Source organism: Sporofaciens sp. St.21A7, assembly GCF_059728535.1.
This window is the reverse complement of record NZ_BAAGFN010000001.1, coordinates 1736789-1757522: the sequence shown is the minus strand read 5'-3', so window position 1 is coordinate 1757522 and position 20734 is coordinate 1736789. Positions and strand designations below refer to the sequence as shown.

Sequence of the window (20734 nt, the reverse complement as noted above, 5' to 3'; positions counted from 1 at the left end):
CTCTTCACTTCAACCGATACTTGCCAAACGCCTTCTCCTCGTCCAGATGCACATCCCGGAAAAACACGATAAGCCAGATAACTACCGCAATCATTGCCGCATACCGCATAGAGAACAGATGAGCCAACACACTTCCGGCGCCCAGAATTGCAGCCCACAGAAAAAACGCATTCCTCTGATCCCTGCTCATCCGCTCCCTGTCATACTTATCTCTCTGTTCTTTCGGCATCGTGTTGAATCCGCTAATCAGGATTGCCGCCTTTCCCTTTAAAATACCAAACAAAAGACCGCATACCAGAAAAAATATACTTCCGCTGCCGCATATCATCGTCCCTGTATCCATATTCCTCTCCTTTCATCTTTTTATAAATGACTTTAATGAATAAAAATGGAAGGATTCAGCCGCTTTAATTCTGAAAAAAATTGTTCTTTTTCGTGTATGGAAATCAATGTTAACAACCTAACTAAAGCAACCACAATATATAGTGTTTGATATTTTAAAATTTATATCATCTTATCATCGGCACAGGATTTTCCTGTGCTTTTTTGTATCGTTTTTCTAAAGAGTGAGCTCAAAATATTGCACAAAAATTTCCTGATATTTTCATTAGATTTACTATTGACAAAATAACCAAAATTTGCGGCGCAGCCCCTGATTATAGTACATTTTTGAAAGGAGCTGCATTTATGAAACTCATTCAGATTCTCGCCGATATTATCTGCAACACTTTGCTTGACCCAAATGCCCTGGACAGGGCGCGCAGGCAAAAAGGCGCTTATACCCGTAACTGCGGAAAACTTCCTTACTGGACTTTGGTTAAACTTTTACTCGGCAATGTTAAAAAGACAATCTCTGCCTCCTTGGATAGTTTTTTTCATGAACTTAAACTGAAATCGGGAGCACCCTCTGTCAGCTGCTCACAGCAGGCTTTCAGCAAAGCGCGTTCTAAAATTAGCCATTCCATTTTCAAAGAAGCTTTTGAGCGCATGCTGGATTTCCTCTGCAGCCAGGATTCCCTTCCTTTCCACGCGCGGTTTCTGGGGGTATGGGGACGGCAGATCATAGCCATTGACGGCTCTAAGATCCCGCTTCCCAACCGGAAAGCTCTCCTTGATCAATATGGCAGCATCGGGAGAGGTGCTAGCTCTCCCACTGCCATTGCCAGTGTTGCTTTTGACGTTCTCAATGACCGCGTCCTTGATGCCCAGTTCGAACCAATCCATGTGGATGAGCGTACACTTGCCATGAGACATATGGACAATATCAAAAACAAAGCACGGGCAAGCTTATTATACACCATGTTTGTCTTCGACAGGGGATATGCTTCCAAAGAATTGATCGCTTATATCGAAGACACGATCCATGCAGGGTATCTTTTCCGGCTCAGGTCTAAATTTAACAATGCGATTGATGCGCTTCCCGCACCGGCAGACCAGTATGGGATCACCGACCACATTCTCGTTTTGGATGACAGGAAAGTCCGCGTCCTAAAGTTCTATCTTCCAGGCGAGACACTGGAAACACTGATCACAAATGATTTTGGCCTGGATCAAGGTCTGTTCCGCCAGTGCTACTTTCTTAGATGGCCAGTGGAAGAAGATTATAAGCTGATTAAGGAAAAAATAGGGCTTACGGACTTTCGCGGTTATTCCGAAAATTCGATCCTTCAGGAATTCTGGATCTCCATTCTGCTTGCGAACCTCACCCTTGCTATTAAGAAGGAAACGGACGGGATCATCGACCGTACCATTAACCAGAAAAACAATAAGCACAGGTACATGACAAATATAAATGAGCTCGTCGGCTGCCTGAGCCGTCGGCTTCCAGAATATATGGATTCTGAGACACCTGCCGAAAAATTTACCATAATCCGGGACATCTTTTGTTTTGCCGTATCACATCGGGTACGGGATAAAAAAGGATGCAAAGAGTCAAATCCACGTGATATTCCCAGAAAGGTAAAGCATCATTACAATAACAAGGCAACACACTAACTATCATTTCTGAAAGGTGGTGATGTCCCGCGGTTCTATGCTCCATGGCGTCAGAGAAATATTTTTAAAATTTGCTTCTAGCACCAAGGGGGAAGTCTGCCCTTTTTTATCTCACCCAATATACTTTTTGTTATATTTCTGTCAATTTAATGCTGTATTCTCGCTCTTGATACCATACCACTACTAAGTTGTTAACATTGGTATGGAAATGAGCATCTCCCGTTTTCTTCCCTTTATCATAATCCGATCCAACGACATTGCCCCTGACGCAATCGGGTTATGCGTCCGATATACTTCCGTAATCTCATGAATCTCAATCGTGTCCCTGCCAAAACCAACGACCTGTATCAATTTCCCTCCGTCAATCTCAACATAATTTTTAATTGCCGCCGGGATACAAGTACTATCTACAATCAACACCGAAAATAATACAATTCCCAGAGAAACCTTATCCCCTTCCGGTAATGCCAATAAACAGTTAAGCAAGAAAATATTCAGTCCTGCCAAAAGAAGCCACACCCAGACGCCTACTTTTCCTTTAAATTTCATAGTATGCCACCCCCATTAAGCCCATGGAATCAGATTTCCAGCAAATCCTCACTTCTGCACCCTAACGCGCGCCCAAGCCGCATCACGGTAATTGCCCGTGCATGGTTGATATTCATCGAAAATATAATAATTGACTTCTGTACCCGTCTCTTTGATTACATGGATAGACTCTTCTTCTTGAACCACTTCAAAATTTGCCATAACCGATTACCCTTCTTAATAATGCCGTATTACCTCGAACCGTTCTAATTGAACCTCTTCCTGTTCCCCGATTCCCGCCTTCTGCCTTGCAATCCGTACCTGTTCCTTAACCGTGTCAATCCCTTCCAGATTCGGCAGGAGCAGTCCCCGCCGGTATCCCTCCGTCACCACCACACCATATCGTCTGACATCCAGCATATCCTCAGAATCAATCTTCTCCGTATCCCCCAGCACGTCTACGCTAATCACCAGTTTCTCAAGCTCCTCCGGCTCTATGGGGGAGAATCGTGGGTCTTTTACGGAGGCGCTGACGGCATTCTCGGCAATCTCTTCCGCTATGGAAGGCTGTACCGCCTGAATCGTGCCGATACATCCCCGAAGCTGCCCTTCCTTCTTTATGGAAACAAATACCCCAGCCCTCTGGGTATACATTTCCTCAGGCAGGTTCTCTGGTATCTCTCCCTTCACGCCAGTACGGACATAGGTTTCTATCGTCTCCCTCGCAAGGCGCACATAGGCATCCTCCTTCGCCCTAAGCCCCTGTATCCGTTCCCGTTCCTTCTCTTCATACTGCTCCTTAAAATTCCGTGTCAAATCTTTGCCGCATACCTCATATGTGCAGATACCATACCCGACTCCAAAAGGTCCCTCATAGCAGAGACGCTCTGCTGCAACTCCGGTCCTGTCCAACACTCCCGCCATCATCACAAATGACCTGTGTCCGCACTCTCCCGCTTTCTCACAGAAATCCTCCGAAAATTCCAGAAGTTTCCCAAAATCACCGTTTCCCATCACATCCATGACCCGGCGGTCATACTCCGGGCCTTCTTCCTTGTATCCGTAAGGGCCTTGGGCGGCAAGCCTGTGAGACAAATCCCCGCTGGCAATCACCACCGTCCTGCGGCCAAGGACTTCTGCAGTTTCTTTCATCCGCCGTCCCAGTTCATAATGTGCCGAAAGAGGAAGCCCGGAAAGCCCAACCCTGACCAGCCGATAATCTGTCCAGTACTGATTTACAAAATACAGCGGCACCATCGTCCCATGGTCTAACCTCCTGTCACGCTCCCCGGCGGTCCCTGCCGGAAGATTCCCTGCCTTAGCCAGTTTGCAGAGATTTTCAACAAATTCCGTATCATAGACGGTCTCCATCTTCACCTGCCCTGCACCGAACTGCCTGAAATCACCTTTCGCACCATCTCCCGGTGAGATATGGAAATAATCCGCATACATCATCTGATGGGGTGAAATCAATACAATCGTCTCCGGCTTCCATTCCGCTATCCTTCTTGCGGCCTCATGGTACGCGCAAACCGTGTCCTGAATGTTCCGTTCCTCACCTCTGCCGATTTCCGGTATGATCAGCGGAGGATGGGGCGCCATACATGCTCCTGCTATCATAGCAAAAACCTCCCTCGTCCATTTCCCAAGTCCGTCTAAAACTTTTGTCTTCTCCGCCAAGAATACCACATTTTCCCTCTTGTATCAACGCCGGACATGGAGATTACATTTTTTTATATTTCTCCTTTAGTCTTCGGATTCCTCTGCCCCAGTGGATAAACAACCACACATATTTCTGCAGGATTATCATGAACCGACATCGGTTGACCTGTTAAGAATACTGTGATACTATCGTATTGGAATCCAAATCAACCATAAATAGTAGAAAGGGTAAAAATGAATCACACAGCAAAACGTAAACTCACCGACAATCTATTCATACTCTACATTCTCGCGGTACTTCTCATCATACTTGGGCAGTTCCTTGGGATGCTGCTAGGCTTCTTCCCCTTCATGACAAGCACAGACGTTGCAGTCACCGTCACCATGTACCTGAGTTTTATCGGTATCTGGATACTGACGCTTTTATATCTGCGGTTTACAAAGAAAAACCGCCCCATCCTGAAATCCATCGGAAGAAGTGCGGCAGGCAACAACTTAAAGAACCTCCTGCTCGGATTTGTCCTTGGCTTCGTCCTGAACGGCGTCTGCATCCTTGCGGCATGGCTCCACAAAGATATCTCACTACACTACGATTCCTTCCGGCCAGTGGCTTTTGCGCTTATTTTCATCGCCGTCTTCGTCCAATCTTCGGCGGAGGAACTGGTCTGCCGGGGATTCCTGTACCAGCGGCTGAGACAAAGCTATGGGCATCCTGCCGTGGCAATTATCGGAAACTCCTTACTTTTCGCCATCCTGCATCTCACGAACGAAGGCGTAACGATTCTGTCCGTGCTAAATATATTCATTGTTGGGGTTTTATTTTCGTTCATGGTCTATTATATGGATAGCATCTGGTGCGCCATGTCCATGCACGCCATGTGGAACTTCACTCAGAATATCATATTCGGATTGCCGAACTCAGGTATCGTATCCCCCTACTCTGTCTTCCGTCTGGATGCTTCCACGGCAAAGGACAGTTTCGCATACAATGTAGGTTTTGGCATCGAGGGAACCTTGCTGGCAGACGTTATCCTGATACTGGCTTGCATCTGCCTGTATCTCTGGGGGAAAAACAATAGGGAAAAATCATAAGGTCAGTACACTAAAAGACCTGCCATGCTAAATTCGCACGGCAGGCCTTCCTGTCTGATTTCCACACGCTTAAAATACCACAGCCGACACGGCCGGAATCGTCACGACCGACAAAAGCGCCGTAAGCGCTACCCCCTTTGCCGCCTGTTCGGCGCATTCTTTGTCCGTATACTGCTGCGCCAGCATGGCAGTCATGTTCGCTGCCGGCGTCGCAAGCACTACCATACATACCCCGCACAGCATGGCATTATCAACCACCCTGACAATCACCTGCATAGCAAGAATCGGAACCACCAAAAGCTTTGTCAGGGAAAACAAAAGAAGCCTTGTATCCAGAAATAACTCCTTCAACCGCATTTCCGACAGGTAAATGCCAATTACCATCATACTAAGCGGCGCTGTCAGCCCACTCAAACCGCTCATGGCCATATTAAAAAATTCCGGCGTTGGGATACGCATCAGATAGAGTACAATCGCCAAAATACTGCTGACCACCCCAATGTTAAAAATCTTCCCCCATTCAATCCCTTTCGCCTCTTTCTGGATCGTCTGGATTCCATAAGTGTAAATCAGGACATTGAACAACATGGTAAATATTGCCGCATACAAAAGCGCCTCCTGCCCATAGACTGCCATAATCACCGGGAACCCCATGAATCCGATATTGTTAAATGCAGACATCAGCCGATAGATCCCCCTCTGCTCCTTCTTAACACGAAACAGAAACGGCATCGCCAGCGAAAGCAATACCATCCCTCCCAGAATCACAAGCGCAACGATCGCCGTCAAAAGAAGCTCCTTTCCCTTAATCGTCCCTTCCCCGTTCACTACGGCGGACAGCGTAAGGGCAGGATTCGCCACATTTATCACCACCCATGAAATCTTCTTGCTGAAACTCTCATCCATGATTCCCTTTTTTGCCGCTCCATACCCAATAGCAATATAGATAAACAATACAATCATCGGTTGTAACAGTAACATTTTTACTCTCCTTTAACTACGGTACTCTGTATGCCCTGATATACCCTGCGCATTGTCATCCCCTGAATAATCGTCGTAAAAAATACGATTGCATAAGTCCCGCCAAGGATAATCAGATATACCTCATCAGAAACCATTCCTTTCGCACTCATGGCAAGGGCAACCGACAGCCCTCCCCTAAGTCCTCCCCAGGTCAGCAGCTTAATGAACTGCGGCTTATTGTACCCGTCGGGCAAGGGTCCAATAAAGAGCGATGCGGCTCCAAGGCTCCCCGCCCTTCCAATTAGATTCGCGACAATCGCAAGGAGCGACAGAACCAGAACATGAGGCGTCTGTAGAATCCGGATAAATGAAAGTCCAAGCATTACATATAAAATAGAATTCAGCAGCGTATCCAAGATTTCCCAGAAACTATCGAACTGATGAAGCTCTAGCGTGCGCCCCTTATATGTCGAAAAATTCCTAAGCGCTGAGAACAGGACGCCGCAGACCACCGACGCAATCGCCCCGGAAAATCCAAAATGCTCACACAATACATAAGACAGAGACACCGCCAGAAGGCTGGTAAATATCTGCCGGGCTTCATCCTTCGTTTGGCCAAATACCGGGAAACACACAAACGTCACCACAGTTCCCACAGCCACGGCTCCCAGTAATTCCTTTGCCATCACCGCAATAAAGCCGCCGCTTTCTGCCGCAGTGACCATTCCCGAAAAGAAAATAAACAGTGCGACGCCCATCCCGTCATTCAGCAAGGACTCACCCTCAATAATGAAACTAATCCCCGGCGGAAGGTTGAACTTCTTTAGAATACTGGTGGCGGCAATCGGATCTGTAGGCGCAACAATGCTGCCGAACATCAGGCAGATCGGAAGCGTAAACGAAAGTCCGAGAACTTTGCTCGCACCATAGAAAATCAGCCCATAGAACACAGCCCCCAAAAAAGTAGCTCCCACAGCCAGCAGTGAAATTGCCCGGGCATGTTTCTTGAAATCCAAAAGCCTCATATGGCAGGAACCTGCAAACAGCATAAAGCACAGGACTCCCTCCATCAAAAAGCCTTCCAAATCAAAAAACTGTAATTCCTCAAGTACTTGGGACGCCGTCCCTGTCCCTTTTAAGGCTGCGCTCACCAAAAGTAGTATACCGCCAAGGATAACGGTAAACAGCATCAACGCAATCTCGTGTGTGAATTTCGTCACTTTTTCGTTAAAATATCCAAGCGCAACTACAAGCGCAAGTAATATAACCGTATTTATCAGAAATGTATCCAAATCTCTTCTCTCCTTTTCATGTACTTTGTTCTATGAATCTGTCTCTGCATCCCGTCCGGGAACCTGCAGCAGAATCTTAACCGTAAAAACCTGATCCTCCGTAAGTATCTCCATAATCCCCTCGTATTTCATTGCAATCATATTCACAGATTCCAACCCCTGACCTAAGCCATCCCTCTTGGACGACCGGTAATGCCCTCCTTCTTTCCTTAGTTCTCCCTGATAGGGATTCTCAACCCTGATTGCCAGCATCCTAGACGCCGCCTGCCGAATCCTCAGGCTAATATAGGGTTCCTTCATATCCCGGACGCCTTCCATGGCATTTTCCAGCAGATTCCCAAGCATCACGCAGAAATCCTGATCCGATACCGGAAGCTTCTTTGGCAATGAGACAGAAAATTCTGTCCGTATCCCCCTCCTCTGGCAAATGGATTCATAATACGATATCAGCGCATTCTGCGCCGCCGAATAGGAATAAAGCTTCATCTCCGCCTGCCCGTCGTCGATGTATTTTCCAACATACTCCTTTAGTTTCCCGTACTCCTTCTGCCCCACCAGCTCAGAAATCACAATCAGCTGATGACGGAAATCATGACGGATACGGCTGTTCTCCTCCACATTTCTCAATAACTGCTGATACTGCGCCCCCTGCACCGAAAGCATCTGATTGGCAATCTCCGTCTTCTGTTTCTCCACAAAAGCACGGGCAACGGCATAAAACAAAAAATAAATCAACACCACAAAAAACGTGAAGAAAAACAATACGAACGGGTAGAGCTGCCGTACATACCCCACATACATGTTCCGATATACGCGGGGGTACATAAAATAGGTAGACGCCAAAAAAAGCGCCGGAAAACACCAAACCTTTTTCCAGACTGCTTCTTCATGAAAATTCTCCATCACCCACCCCATATATCTGGAAAGGGGCAGGTACAGGATTACATCAGCCGCTGCCAGAAACAAAAACTGCACTCCCAGGGCTTCATACGAAAAGGCAAGAGAATTCCCCTCCTGATGCAGCGTATAATCGAACATGGTAGCATATAATTTGGAAAATCCCCCTACAAGGCAAGCGGTAATAAACGCAAACAGCTTCTTGGAAAAAGGAAGCTTAACCTCCCGGTTATACAGATAGAGAAAATAAATACCTGCCGGATATAAGACGAAATCCGTCACTCTTCCCAGAGAGTGGATATTTCCAGCCAACGCCACACAGAATACCATAACCAGAATCGCTATGATAATCTTACCAGCCAACACAGACGGCCGGCTCTTCAAATATCCGCGCACCGGATAAAAACATAAGGGAATCATGGGGAGAATAATCGAACTATATAGCAAATCATCATATGCCGCCGGCAATTTTCTAACCTCCCCTCCCGAATTACCTCTAACTTCTTCAATCCCATTATCTGTCAGCTTTCCTCAGATAAATAAACCAATATGCGCACCCGACGCAGGCTGCGCCGCCGATGATATTGCCGATAGTCACGGGTAACAGATTTGCCCCAAAAAAGTTCCCCCAAGTAACCGCCTCCATATCCACGCCCGCCTGAGCAGCCGCCTGTCCATACTCCGGTATTCCCCTGGCAAAAATCCCCGCGCCGATATAATACATATTTGCTATGCTGTGTTCAAACCCGCAGAGCACAAACATCATAATCGGGAAGAACAGCCCCATGATTTTCCCCGCCACATCCTTTGCCGCAAAGGAAATCCACACGGCGATACAGACCAGAAAATTACACAGGATTCCCCGAATGACCGCATCCCCAAAAGACAGCGAACACTTCGCGGCAGCCGTGGAAATGACGGAGACCGCCATCTGCTTTCCAAACAGATCCGGCTGATGGGAAAACACGACGAGCGCACCCACCAGAAGACCGCCGACCAGATTCCCAAGATATACCACGCCCCAATTCTTCAGCATCCCTGCCGGCGTGATTTCCTTTTGAAGCAGCGGAATTACCAGCAATGTGTTGCCCGTGAATAATTCACTGCCTGCCAGCAAGACCATGGTAAGTCCCCCCGGGAACACGCACGCCCCGGCGAACTTCCCCACCGATGCAAGCGGAACCGACACTGCAACTGTCGTTGCGCCCACCCCGCCCATTGCGATGAACGCGCCTGCAAGAACCGCAAGAAGGAACATCTTGCTAATCGGCGTAGCTACCTTCGCTTTGCCCGCCGCAATATAGTTTTTCGCCGCCTCGGCTGGTGTAAAAAAATTCATCCTCCATCCCCCTTGTATCCATTCATTCGTGAGCAGGAAACCGATTCGCTGCCCATCTAACCTATCATATCACAAATTCCCTATTCTTGAAACAGGCAAAAAAACATAATACGCAAGGTATTAAAAAAGACCGCGTTTTCACGCAGCCCACTCTTTCGCGGCCAAACCCTGTCAGAACCTTAATTTCCGGATATTCTGCAAGGTCTCCTTATAAGGTTTCCCTTTTCCAAACAGCAGCGTCGTTCCCAGCACGAACCCCCGCACCCCCTTGGGGGCGAATTCCAGAATCTTATCCGCGCTGCACGCGCCGTCCCAGTAAATCTCGAACTCCATATCCTCCTTCATAGCCAAAAGTTTCGTAATCTTCTTCCCCACATAGGGCAGATACATCTGCCCCGCATTACCGGGATTCACCGACATCACAAGAACCTTCTTTACAATGCGAAGCATCTCCATCACCGTCTCCACCGACGTCCCCGGATTAATCGCAATCCCTGGAATCATATCCGCATGGATGATTCTCTGCAAGGTTGTGGATGGATGGTATTCTGCCTCCGGATGAATATACACCGTATCCCCCTTACGCAAGTTACTCAGAAACAAACCGATATGGTTGCTTGGATGTTCAATCATCAGATGCACGTCTAATGGTTTCTCCGACGCCGAAGCGATGTAACGCATATCATTCAAAGACATGGCAAAATTCGGTACATACCTTCCGTCCATGATATCTATATGAAAAGAATCAATCCCGCCCTCCGTCAGGTTCCTCACTTCCTCCTTTAGATTGCCAAAGTCTGCACACATCATAGAAGCCGTCAATTCAAACTGCATTTTCTTCCTCCCACTACGTCAGCATGATACGCCCAGTATGATAAATCTTCAAATCTTTCCGATGGTATAAAAAATATAAGGTCATAAGGCTCTCACCCAAGTATCCAATATAACGGTCTGCCCGTTCCCGCCCTCCGGGATTGCTTAATCTTTCCGTGTACTCTAAAATCGGGAAAAGCCATGCACAATAATCTGCCAAAACCTTTTTTCTGGCAATCAACAGATTATAATTATAAAAATAGGGCAGTCTCATCAACTCCATACATTCATATACAGATTCAGGATGTAATTCTTCTAACGCCCTCAGCATAGCGTCCCAGTCAGACTCTTCCACATACCTCCCATGGTGCTCTCTCAGGTCTGGTTCATGCAAGGTCGGGAAGGGCAAGATTACATCTACCTCATTCTCCTTCAACCGATACAAGTCTTCCTCCGTAACCTCCAATATCCTGCGGTAATGGAATAAACCATAATATTCCAACGCACATCCCTCTGCCCTCTCCACAGCCGCCAGTTTATTTTTCCACAACCAGTAAAGCGCCGTCAGCTCACAATAGTTTCCATTCTTTTCAGAAATATTCTCCCCCTGACAGTCGCAAACCGACGCGCATCTTACCTCTGTCAACGCCCCTCCCGCCTGCAAAGGCTTAATCCATTCCGGAAGAACCTGAATCTTCCCCACTGGTTTATCCCTATGAGATTTTACCTGATATACCTGAATTTCTGCCTTTTCCCTTCCCATAGACAGGGCATGAAGTGATAAAAAAAGATTCTTCTTAGCATAATACTTCTCCATCAATCTCCCTTCCCTGTGGGAATCTATACAGACATATTCCAAATCCCCCAATTCCTTTAGTGTCTGAATCATCTCTTTATGCATGTCCTCCGGCGCTGCAATCAAGACCTGTATCTGGTTTTGGTTCTTTCTTAGTACATCCCTTACCTTTGCGATCTCATAGACAGGCATCCCAGCAAGCGCTGACGGATTATCTCTCAAGGAACTGACAATAAATCCCTGAATCACTGCTTCCGGATACAAAGCCCTGACAGCCTCACAGATACCAAGCGCCAAAGACTTGGCGCCATAAATCCAAACTTGTTTCCTCTCCATGGCTTATCCTAATCTCCCCTGTAAAGAGCCTCAAGCTTCCTTGCCGCGCCCTTTATATCATATCCTCCATCGGCTATCATTTCATCCATTAATTCCCGTTCACCTGCCAACCCAATGCCTGCCAACGCTTCCGTCCACTGCTCTTCCACCAGCGGGAGAAATCCTACCAAATCCGTAATCTTCACTTCGTCAGTCACTTGATCCGATACAAGGCAGCGAAGCCCCGACGCCTGCGCCTCTATCACAGAAATCGGGAACCCTTCAAACCGGGAAGGCAGACAGAACACATCCATCCCATGCAGATACTCTTCCACATCCTCCTGCCATCCCATACACAAAACACTGTCCCCAATGCCAAGCTCCGACGCCTGTGCCTCTAACTCCTCTTTCAGTTCTCCCTCTCCCATGCAGAGCAGGAATAAAGAAGAATTCTTTGCATGCGCCTTAGCAAACGCCCGTATCAAAAATTCCTGGTTTTTCTGATAGCTGTATCTCCCCACATTTCCTACCACAATCCGATTCTCCAATTTCAGAAACGTCCGCATCCGTTTCCGTTTTTCCGGATGAAAACGATACTTTTCCACATCGACGGCATTGGGCAATATCTGAATCTGTTCCCGCAGAATCCTTGCGCCGAAGAGCCAGTCTGCCGCCTTGACGGAGCATGCACAGACATCCGTAGCATATTCCATCGAAAACAGATCCTTATATCTGCAATGCGTCAAAAGGCGTCTCCTGCGTTCCTTCTCATCCGTTTCATCGATACCCGTACTGTGGGAATGGACAATCACCTGACCGATTCCCATCTCCATGGCGACCTCCTCAATCAAAAATCCCCTCCATGAACTGGTGTGTAAGTGTATCTTGTCATACCCCTGACCTAAGATTTCACGAATTTCCTTTTTAAGCCCCAAGGGGCTTTCCCTCTGCGTATTATGTAACTTATGAACCGGAAAACCATACTGCCGATACTCCTTCGTCATTTTCAGGGCATCTGCACCTTTGGTCAGAAATGCAAACTGGAATCTCTCCATGTCCATATACTCCATATGGTTAAATATATAACGGTACACCCCATTCTTAATATCCGGCGGCGTCATATGAAGAATTTTGATTCTGTTCTTTACTCTACACTCTGTCGGCATATCCTCTTTTCTCCTATAGCAATGCATCCCTTCCCGTATTCTTATCGCCCCCAAGCCAGTCGTCCAGCACAAAATCCTCTAATCCGGGAATCCCAATCCGACTGTATTCCGAGGACAGGTATCTCAAAATTTCATCGCAAAACATGTAGGGCGGCATATCCTCAGGCAGTTTTGGCATAATACCGGCAAAGTCATCGCAATATCGGAGAATACCGGCGTGAATCTGCTTCAATATATCCATCTGCTTTGCCGTCCTGCCCTCTTTGTCAAAGATGCTGCTTCCATTCTCATCAAACCGGATGAAAGACGGCTCGTAGGACGTGAGTATACATTCAAGGAAATCACAGAGCGCAAATATTCTCCATTCTTTTTCCTGTACGGAAGTCTCTTCCAAATATGCCCGTACCTCAATTGCATCTTTCCCGGCAATTCCACTGACACTCTTCTGGAAATACAGTCCCTTGCATTTCCTTCCGCTGATTTTTTCCAGCATCCACTGGCAGGTTCCTCTTGACATAAAATCAAAAAAGTAAATCTCCTCGTACCTGCCAAGCTCCAATTTATCTAAATACTCCCGATACCCTTTCCCCGCCTGAACATCTTCCCCGTCTGCAATCTCAAGCGCCTTGCGTGAAACCATAAAGTATACGTCTTGGGGCAGTCCCGAAAGCCTCCACCCAGCTTTTAGTTTCCGGAAAACCTTCTGAATCAGCCACCCATCCCTGGCGGAAAACAGCAGGACAGAATTCTTCTGCTTCTTAACCTCATGAAACAGCCATACGGCAAACGACAGAACCAAGGGCGCAATCAATGCATATCCAAATGTCTCTCCATCCCGAATCTCCGGTAATCCTTTTGATTCGCAAAGTGCGAAGGGGTCGTTAAAAACTTGGGATGCAAGCATCCCCAGCATGACTCTGCTCTCAATATTCCCAAGATAAACCAATGCGTCACTGTAAGCGGAACATTCCATCATCCCCACAGCCGGCATGATGAGAAATGCATCCATGCCATGCCGCTTAGGAGAACGGTAATCCGCCTCCATCTGGTCGCCAATATGAAGGCAATTCCCACTCGTCTTTTCTCTTAGGATATCAAAAAGTCTCCCCGGCTTAGGCGTACCATAGTCGCATGACACCAGCAATTCCCGATAGCCTGTGATTCCCTGTTCCTCCAATAATTCCTCCAGAATTTCAGCCGGGAAATACATATCCGACGCCAGATATACTTCCTTCCCCTGCCTGACACAATACTCCATACAACGTTTCATTCTTTCCCGGATACACAAGACGCGTTTCTCATATGCAATCTCTAACTCCAATAACTCCTGTAATATTTCGCCAGACAACCCATTCTTCTCTCCCATCTCCCTGTATATCTCATAAATCGTCGGCTCCGTGTTTTCTCTTCGCCTTTGCTCAGCGCTCTTTCGCTCCTTGGAAAATACAAAAGGAAATCTGCCTGAAAGTTCCAAATCCATCAATAAAAATACATCTGTCGGCTCATACACTTTCCGCATAAGCAATGTGTCAAAGACATCAAAAGATATGACTTCGTGGGCATCTATTTCCCGCTTCAAATCCTCATACGTCTCTTGAAAATAGGGCAGGCTGCGCTCATGGTTCGCCGTCTTTTCTGCAACGTCGTTTCCACAAATATCTAAAACCTCAATCCCATGCTCTTTGCACCATCTCTGGATTCTCTTATAGATGATTCCATGTACGGAAGGACGCGCCGCTACGATAATCCTTTTCAATCGCTTTTCCACCATCTCATCCTGAGACAGCACAGGCAGGCCACAAAAATATTCTCCCGTTTTCGCTAAATCCATGACCCCCGCAATCGGATAATCCCTGCACTTTGTAATCAATGCCTCAGCGCTGAGTCCCGTCCCGTAAATGACCATGGGCTTACACATCTTACGCTTAAAATGACTCCTGAATTTTTCCACAATCTCTTCTTGTTCTTTTCCCATTTTATTCTTTCCTCATTTTACGCATCGTTATTATTCCAGATAAGAAAGGAATTTCCCACTGTCCCTGACATTTTTAATTCTCTTATTCATATTCTGAACATCCCGCCCCACCTTCTCCGTTTCCAGCCAGTCTGCCATCTCATCCTCGTCAGAAAACACCAGGCCGTTTCCATTCTGCCTCACCTGGCTGCAGACATTTCCGCTTCTCGTATTCGTGATGATAAAACATCCTGCCTCGTATGCCTCATAATAGGTATAGCTATAGGTTTCAGCCCAAAGGGAACCGATGTAGGCAATATCTATGCCATGTGCTGTCAATGCTTCCGTCATGGAGGGCATCCCCTGATAGCCGTAAAGCCCTACGGAAACATAAGTAACATCCGGGATTCTCAAACGCTCTGGACAATCTCCCATACAGTAAAAATCGTACTTTTGATGAAAACGTTCCACCAGACGGACATACGGCTCCCACCCCTTATGCCAGATAGCAGCCCCAATATAGGCAATCTTAATCCGGCTGTTCACAGATTTTTGGAACGTCTCCGTTTCATATTCCAAATGAGGCAACTCTACAATCTTGACATTTCGATAAAACTGCTCTGCTTTTTTCTTCGTATCTGCCGAAGGCGCCGCCAGCAGCGCCCTATATTTTTCAAACAATGCCCGGTAGAAATCCACTCTTTTTCTGCGCCTGCATTTTTCACTGCATGAACTACAGCAAAATTTTCCATTTTCATCGATGCACAATTCTTGATTCTTGTGCAAAAACCGGTAAAAACAGATACAGGAAAAATCATGGATATAATATAAAATACTTTTTTCCACAGCAATCGAATCCAGCAATACTTTCACCGTTCCATGGCTGTAATATGGACTGTGAATGACGAATCCCCTGACTCTTGGATACATTTCCACAAATTCGTAAACCGAAAAAATTCCAAAATAGCAGCCGTCTGCACTCAGCGCCAGATATACACTATCCTGCCTTCCCTCCTCATAAAACAGCAGCGGAATCATCTCGATTGTATAAAAGTTTGCCCGGCGAATCTGCGCGCACTGCCCTTCAATGAATCTCCTTGAACCGTTTGTCTGCCACATTGCATGGATACCTCCGTATACGGCGACCAACCGGTCAGCTTTCATGGGTTTTTGTGCCGTAACGTTCCTTTCTTTTTCGTTCAGAAGCCCCATGGTTACGATATCAATCAAGGAAAATTTGCCGTATTGTTTTATCTGATTGGAAATCTCTTCAAAATAATGGTTACAGACAATCACCAATGTATTCTTATCGTCTTCATCCGCTAATTTCTCAGGCGGGCAGATTTCCTTTCCGTCCAGAAAACACCCCCATTTTTTTACATCGTTATCCACAAAATAGGCAAACTGATGTGCGAACAGTTCCCTGTACTGCGCATAAAAATCACCGGTTCCCCAGACAACCGTCTTCGTATATTTTTCCAGAATTTCTCTCAGGTATCGTCCCATTTTTTTACCAGCTCCTCCTGCCGAACCGACCTCGTCCATGTTCCGCCCAATGACCCAAAACTCCGTCACAGGAATCGGCTTGACGTGATAAAATCACACACGTCCCCCGGCTCGTAGAGCACAATCACGTTCTGTATATCCACGCCGTTTTTCTTTAAATTTTCTCTCATTTCCTGCTGATATAATTTACTGGAAATAATTACGGTATCAACAATATTTTTACATTCTGCAACTGTTATCACGGGACGGCTTTGGAATTCTTCTTCCTTTTTTTCCGTCACAATAAAATATAAATCTGACTGGATTTTTCCCACAAGCCTGACGTATAGTCTTAATAATTCTACCGTATGTCTGCCGCACCCATATATCCCCACTCTGCGTGCGGGTTGGTTCAGCGGCAGCCTTTTCAATTTCCTGAATACTTCTTTTCTAAGGCGGCTTACGAACTCCCGCCCCATAAGCAGATATCCTCTCCGTGAGTCCCAGAATGTATCTATCAAATCAGCCTGCTCTTTACCGCTTAATTCCTGTATCTCCTGAAATGCCGCTAACATTGCCGCAGACTGTCCAAAAAACCTTCTCTCCACTGAAAAGAACGTCAACCACATCTCAAAAAAATGATATAAGAAACGTTTCATCCATTCTCTTTGGACAGATTCCTCGCCACTTTGAGAGAGATACCCCATCCCATACAAGAGTCCCGCCGAGACGAATCTGCCTGTAAATTCTGCATTCTCCCTGTCAATCCCGTTCTCTTTCAGACATTCCCACATCGAACGTTGAACCCAGACTGTATCCCTGCATTTTTCTTCGCTGATGCGTCCTGTCATGATAGAATCCGCCCTGCATCTTCTGATATACAGATTGTCCGGGATACAGCAAATACTCTCCGCCCTCAGAGCCGCCTGCAAGCTAAACAGATTATCTTCAAAGTAAACTCCCTCCGGGAACCGGATATGATATTTGTTTAAAAAATCGGTCTTAAAAGCCGCCAGACATGCAGAGGAGGAATAGCTGTCTGGGAAAGACGCGTACAGAAATTCTCTTCCTTTCATTACATGGAAATCAAATTCTTCTGCGTGTAACATCGGCTTTTCATATGTCTGAACCTCATATTGAAAGGTTGCGTTATAATACAACAGATCTGTCTGGTATCTGCACAGACTCTCTTTCAGCTTTTTCACCGTCTCCCTGCTGACATAATCATCGGAATCGACAAAAATAACATAGTCCCCCGCAGCCTTTTCCAAACCGGCATTTCTCGCCGCCGAAAGTCCCTGGTTCTGCTGGGTAAACAGCGTAATATAGGGATATTGACTGCAATATTTCTCACAGATTTCTTGGCTTTTGTCTGTAGACCCATCATTTACCAATATGATTTCATCAAACTTTTCCGTCTGTGAGATAAGGCTGTCTATGCAGTCCTCCAAATATCGCTCCACATTATATACTGGCACAATCGCAGTTAAATTCATTCTATGCTACTCTCCTCCTCCATAATTAAGCCATTCGGCAAGGTACCGGTTATTTGCCTTCCCAGCGCGGGCTTTTTATCTGCTCTCCCGCCGGAATCGGATATTTGACGGCCTCCGCCCCTCTGCAATGGTTACACATGTCAAGATACCCTTTTCCCGAAAATCCCATCTCGTATTCCAGCAAAATCTTCTTATCTCCGTTTATCTCATCCAAATCCAGATAATCTTCTTTTCCTAAACCCATACCAAGATTATCCGACACGCTTCTTGCCATAACACAATAATAATAACGGCTTCCCCGGATTTCCCTGCACGGAGTCCTACAGCTGCCAAATACCTGAAGCAGTTCTTCTGCCCCTCCCCCTCTCCTTTTTCTGTCAACCGATTCAAATCCATAATCCATCCACAGCCCATCTCTATCGCTCATCGTGTATGCAATCTGATTTCTCTCTAATCGTTCTTTTAACTGCCCATATTTCTCTTCCAGCCTTTTCACTTGGGCAGAGTAATCGGATATACGGATTGTCACATGATATCTTCTGCATAAATGAAGCAGCTCCTCCCCCGGTATGATGGTTCCATTGGTTGTTATAGAAAAAATAACGATTTTTTCACGGTATTTTTCGCCGATATACGCCACCATCTCCCCAAGTTTTTTGTATAGAAATGGTTCCCCGCCAATCAGTACAAATTCTTTCACAATATCTACATACCGGAAAAAATAATCCGCACTCTTTTTCGCCGTCTCCACATCCATATCCTGAGTTTCTCCACCAACCGCATAACATCCATGAGCACATTTCCTGCATCGAAGCGTACATCTCTCCGTCAGGCAAATCTGCGCCAGCTCTGTGTAAACCTGATGATTGGCATACACCGACAAAAACGGGAATATCTTCTTCATAAAAGTCCTGTACTCATAAAAATCCCGTTCCTTTTTCAACCCTGCGCAGACTAACTGTTCTTCTATAACCGGAATATTTTTATCATCTGTCGCAATAATGATTAAACCATCCCGCCCCCTCTCCAGATACTCGTCAAGCGAAATCTTCTGCTTTCTTCTGTCGTTATCAATAAATCCTGCAAAACATCCAGTCTTCTCAATAATGTCCTTTAGCTCTCCGCCAATCAATCCTGCGCCAAAGATATAAAATTGGTTTCCCAATTCTCTGAAATCCCTGACCAGGCCCTTTGCATATGCATCAAATTCATGCCCTTTATTCTTCCATTTCATATTTCCACCATCTACTTCATGAAAACAAATCCTTAATCCGAATCAACTGGCCAGCCAGCTTCACCTTACACACATGCTCCAATTCATCCAGATAGTCAATTCCCATCTCTGCCCCTTGGCGAAGCAGTTCACAGAATACTTGGTGTAGCTCTTTTAGCTCCCTCGCCGAGCTGCATCCCCCGTCTCTTTCCGCCAATACTCTTTGGAGGAACGCCAAAGATTCTTCTTGTAAAGAAAAGCCGCTTTTTCGCAGAGAAAGCTGCTGGAAATAGGCATAAGCCTGCTTTCTTTCCTCCTGAAACACGCGGAAATTCCGCTTCGTATCATTCTCCGGATGCACTCTGTATCTCAGAAGGAAACGATTGATTGTGGATATATTTCCCACCTTCGAGCTTTCTATATAAAACCTGAAATCCTGCATTCCATAGCAATGATTCTGATAATACAGATGATGCCGTTCCATAAATTCTTTCCGAATCATCGCCGTACCGTTCAAGAAATCCATACTTTGGAACAGCAGCATCGCTTTGATATATCTGGGATTATTTCTCGGTATACAAGAGTAATCAACGACCGCCCCTTCCTCATCGATGAAACGGCTTCTCCCGCCTAAGATATCAATCTCGGGATGGGATTCCAGATAATCCACCTGCCAAGATAACCGTTCTTTCTCTGCAATATCGTCATCGTCAAGCAGCGCAATGTATTTCCCCCTGCTCTTTCGGATTCCTCTGTTCGTAGACTCTGCAATTCCCTGGTTTCTTTCATTGCAAAACAACCGGATTCTCTGGTCTGTATAATTTTGGATAATCTTTTGTGAATCGTCCTCAGAACAATCTTCAACAATAATCAATTCCCAATTTTCATAGGTCTGGCTGATTACGGATTCAATCGCTTCACCGATAAATTTCCCGCCATTGTAAGACGGCATGACAACGCTGACTAAGGGTTTCATCCTTCTCTTTCCCTCCCCCAAAACTCCCAAAACATCTCAAAGCGTCGGGAATCAATAAATTCCTTCACAAACTGTGTCTGTGGGTTTTGGCAGATTTCCTTTGGCGTTCCAATCTGTTCAATCCTTCCAAGATTCGTAATAATAATGGTATCCGCCACCTCCATAGCTTCTTCCTGATCATGAGTCACAAAAATACTCGTAACCCCAACCCGTTCAATCATCCCCCGAAGCCATGCGCGAAGCTCCCGGCGCACCTTGGCGTCAATCGCCGCAAAGGGCTCGTCCAGCAGAAGAAGTTTCGGGTCAGGCGCTAACGCCCTGGCAAATGCCACGCGCTGCCGCTGCCCGCCAGATAACTGATAGGGATACCGTTTCCCGAAATCCTCCATGGATATCAATTCCAACAGTTCTTCCACCCGTTTCTGAATCTCCTGCCTGCTCCTTTTCTGGACCTTTAAACCGAATGCGATATTCTCTGCCACCGTCATATACCGGAACAGAGCATAGTTCTGGAATACGAAGCCGATTCCCCGCTTACTCCCCGGCAGGTCGTTTACCCTTGCTCCGTTTAAGAAGATATCCCCGGAATCCGGTCTGTCCAGCCCTGCAATCATCCGCAATATGGTCGTTTTTCCGCTCCCGCTGGGGCCAAGCAGAGCCGCCAAACGCCCCTTTTCAACTCCTAAACACACATTTCGGGACGCCTGAAACCCGTCAAAGGCCTTGTTAATCTGCCGCATTTCTACATACAT

General features: G+C 46.4%; 18 protein-coding genes and 1 pseudogene. 2 read left to right on the top strand and 17 right to left on the bottom strand.

What is annotated here, in order from left to right:
• Positions 1-4: 4 nt before the first annotated feature.
• Positions 5-343 (bottom strand): DUF3784 domain-containing protein, encoded by a 339-nt coding sequence (locus tag AC6I3O_RS08660; protein ID WP_497850543.1) that lies wholly within the window; start codon positions 341-343, stop codon positions 5-7.
• Positions 344-687: 344 nt separating this feature from the next.
• Here AC6I3O_RS08660 and AC6I3O_RS08655 point away from each other — a divergent pair, with 344 nt between their 5' ends.
• On the top strand, positions 688-1995 hold the full coding sequence (locus tag AC6I3O_RS08655) for an IS4 family transposase (protein WP_497850542.1): 1308 nt from the start codon (positions 688-690) through the stop codon (positions 1993-1995).
• A gap of 183 nt (positions 1996-2178) precedes the next feature.
• Here AC6I3O_RS08655 and AC6I3O_RS08650 read toward each other — a convergent pair whose 3' ends face one another.
• The 3 genes from AC6I3O_RS08650 to amrA are packed head-to-tail and all read right to left on the bottom strand — an operon-like array spanning position 2179 to position 4143.
• A complete protein-coding gene (locus AC6I3O_RS08650; RefSeq protein ID WP_497850541.1) occupies positions 2179-2544 on the bottom strand; it encodes a PH domain-containing protein in 366 nt (121 codons plus the stop codon).
• A gap of 48 nt (positions 2545-2592) precedes the next feature.
• Positions 2593-2745, bottom strand: a complete 153-nt coding sequence (locus tag AC6I3O_RS08645) for a hypothetical protein (protein ID WP_497850540.1) — start codon at positions 2743-2745, stop codon at positions 2593-2595.
• Positions 2746-2760: 15 nt separating this feature from the next.
• Complete coding sequence (amrA, locus tag AC6I3O_RS08640) at positions 2761-4143, bottom strand: AmmeMemoRadiSam system protein A (protein WP_497850539.1); 1383 nt, start codon at positions 4141-4143, stop codon at positions 2761-2763.
• Between the two features lie 276 nt (positions 4144-4419).
• Between amrA and AC6I3O_RS08635 the strand changes: the two genes are divergently transcribed.
• The gene (locus AC6I3O_RS08635) at positions 4420-5277 is read left to right on the top strand and encodes a CPBP family intramembrane glutamic endopeptidase (protein WP_497850538.1); all 858 of its coding nucleotides are present in this window, start codon (positions 4420-4422) and stop codon (positions 5275-5277) included.
• A gap of 69 nt (positions 5278-5346) precedes the next feature.
• On the opposite strand, the gene AC6I3O_RS08630 is transcribed toward AC6I3O_RS08635, so the two are convergent.
• The 13 genes and pseudogenes from AC6I3O_RS08630 to AC6I3O_RS08570 form a co-directional block, all read right to left on the bottom strand.
• On the bottom strand, positions 5347-6258 hold the full coding sequence (locus AC6I3O_RS08630; protein ID WP_497850537.1) for an AEC family transporter: 912 nt from the start codon (positions 6256-6258) through the stop codon (positions 5347-5349).
• Between the two features lie 2 nt (positions 6259-6260).
• Entirely contained in the window at positions 6261-7532 is a 1272-nt protein-coding gene (locus tag AC6I3O_RS08625) for a cation:proton antiporter (RefSeq protein ID WP_497850536.1), read from the bottom strand.
• Positions 7533-7562: 30 nt separating this feature from the next.
• On the bottom strand, positions 7563-8897 hold the full coding sequence (locus AC6I3O_RS08620; protein ID WP_497850535.1) for a sensor histidine kinase: 1335 nt from the start codon (positions 8895-8897) through the stop codon (positions 7563-7565).
• A 46-nt stretch (positions 8898-8943) separates the two neighbouring features.
• Positions 8944-9768 (bottom strand): formate/nitrite transporter family protein, encoded by an 825-nt coding sequence (locus AC6I3O_RS08615; protein WP_497850534.1) that lies wholly within the window; start codon positions 9766-9768, stop codon positions 8944-8946.
• A 171-nt stretch (positions 9769-9939) separates the two neighbouring features.
• The gene (locus AC6I3O_RS08610) at positions 9940-10602 is read right to left on the bottom strand and encodes a ribulose-phosphate 3-epimerase (protein ID WP_497850533.1); all 663 of its coding nucleotides are present in this window, start codon (positions 10600-10602) and stop codon (positions 9940-9942) included.
• 13 nt (positions 10603-10615) lie between these two features.
• A complete protein-coding gene (locus AC6I3O_RS08605; RefSeq protein WP_497850532.1) occupies positions 10616-11713 on the bottom strand; it encodes a DUF4422 domain-containing protein in 1098 nt (365 codons plus the stop codon).
• A gap of 8 nt (positions 11714-11721) precedes the next feature.
• Positions 11722-12858 (bottom strand): glycosyltransferase, encoded by a 1137-nt coding sequence (locus tag AC6I3O_RS08600; protein WP_497850531.1) that lies wholly within the window; start codon positions 12856-12858, stop codon positions 11722-11724.
• A 13-nt stretch (positions 12859-12871) separates the two neighbouring features.
• Positions 12872-14833 (bottom strand): hypothetical protein, encoded by a 1962-nt coding sequence (locus AC6I3O_RS08595; RefSeq protein ID WP_497850530.1) that lies wholly within the window; start codon positions 14831-14833, stop codon positions 12872-12874.
• Between the two features lie 30 nt (positions 14834-14863).
• Positions 14864-16387: a glycosyltransferase family protein gene (locus AC6I3O_RS08590; RefSeq protein ID WP_497850529.1), complete on the bottom strand. Its 1524-nt coding sequence runs from the start codon at positions 16385-16387 to the stop codon at positions 14864-14866.
• Positions 16384-17793 carry a glycosyltransferase family 2 protein gene (locus AC6I3O_RS08585; RefSeq protein WP_497850528.1) on the bottom strand — a complete coding sequence of 470 codons (1410 nt, stop codon included), beginning with the start codon at positions 17791-17793 and terminating at the stop codon, positions 16384-16386. The genes AC6I3O_RS08590 and AC6I3O_RS08585 overlap by 4 nt, the downstream gene beginning before the upstream one ends.
• Before the next feature lie 49 nt (positions 17794-17842).
• Positions 17843-19027, bottom strand: coding sequence for a radical SAM protein (locus AC6I3O_RS08580; RefSeq protein ID WP_497850527.1), 1185 nt, complete (start codon positions 19025-19027; stop codon positions 17843-17845).
• A gap of 16 nt (positions 19028-19043) precedes the next feature.
• Complete coding sequence (locus tag AC6I3O_RS08575) at positions 19044-19982, bottom strand: glycosyltransferase (protein ID WP_497850526.1); 939 nt, start codon at positions 19980-19982, stop codon at positions 19044-19046.
• Between the two features lie 53 nt (positions 19983-20035).
• Positions 20036-20734: pseudogene (locus AC6I3O_RS08570) on the bottom strand (sulfate/molybdate ABC transporter ATP-binding protein); the annotation flags it as partial.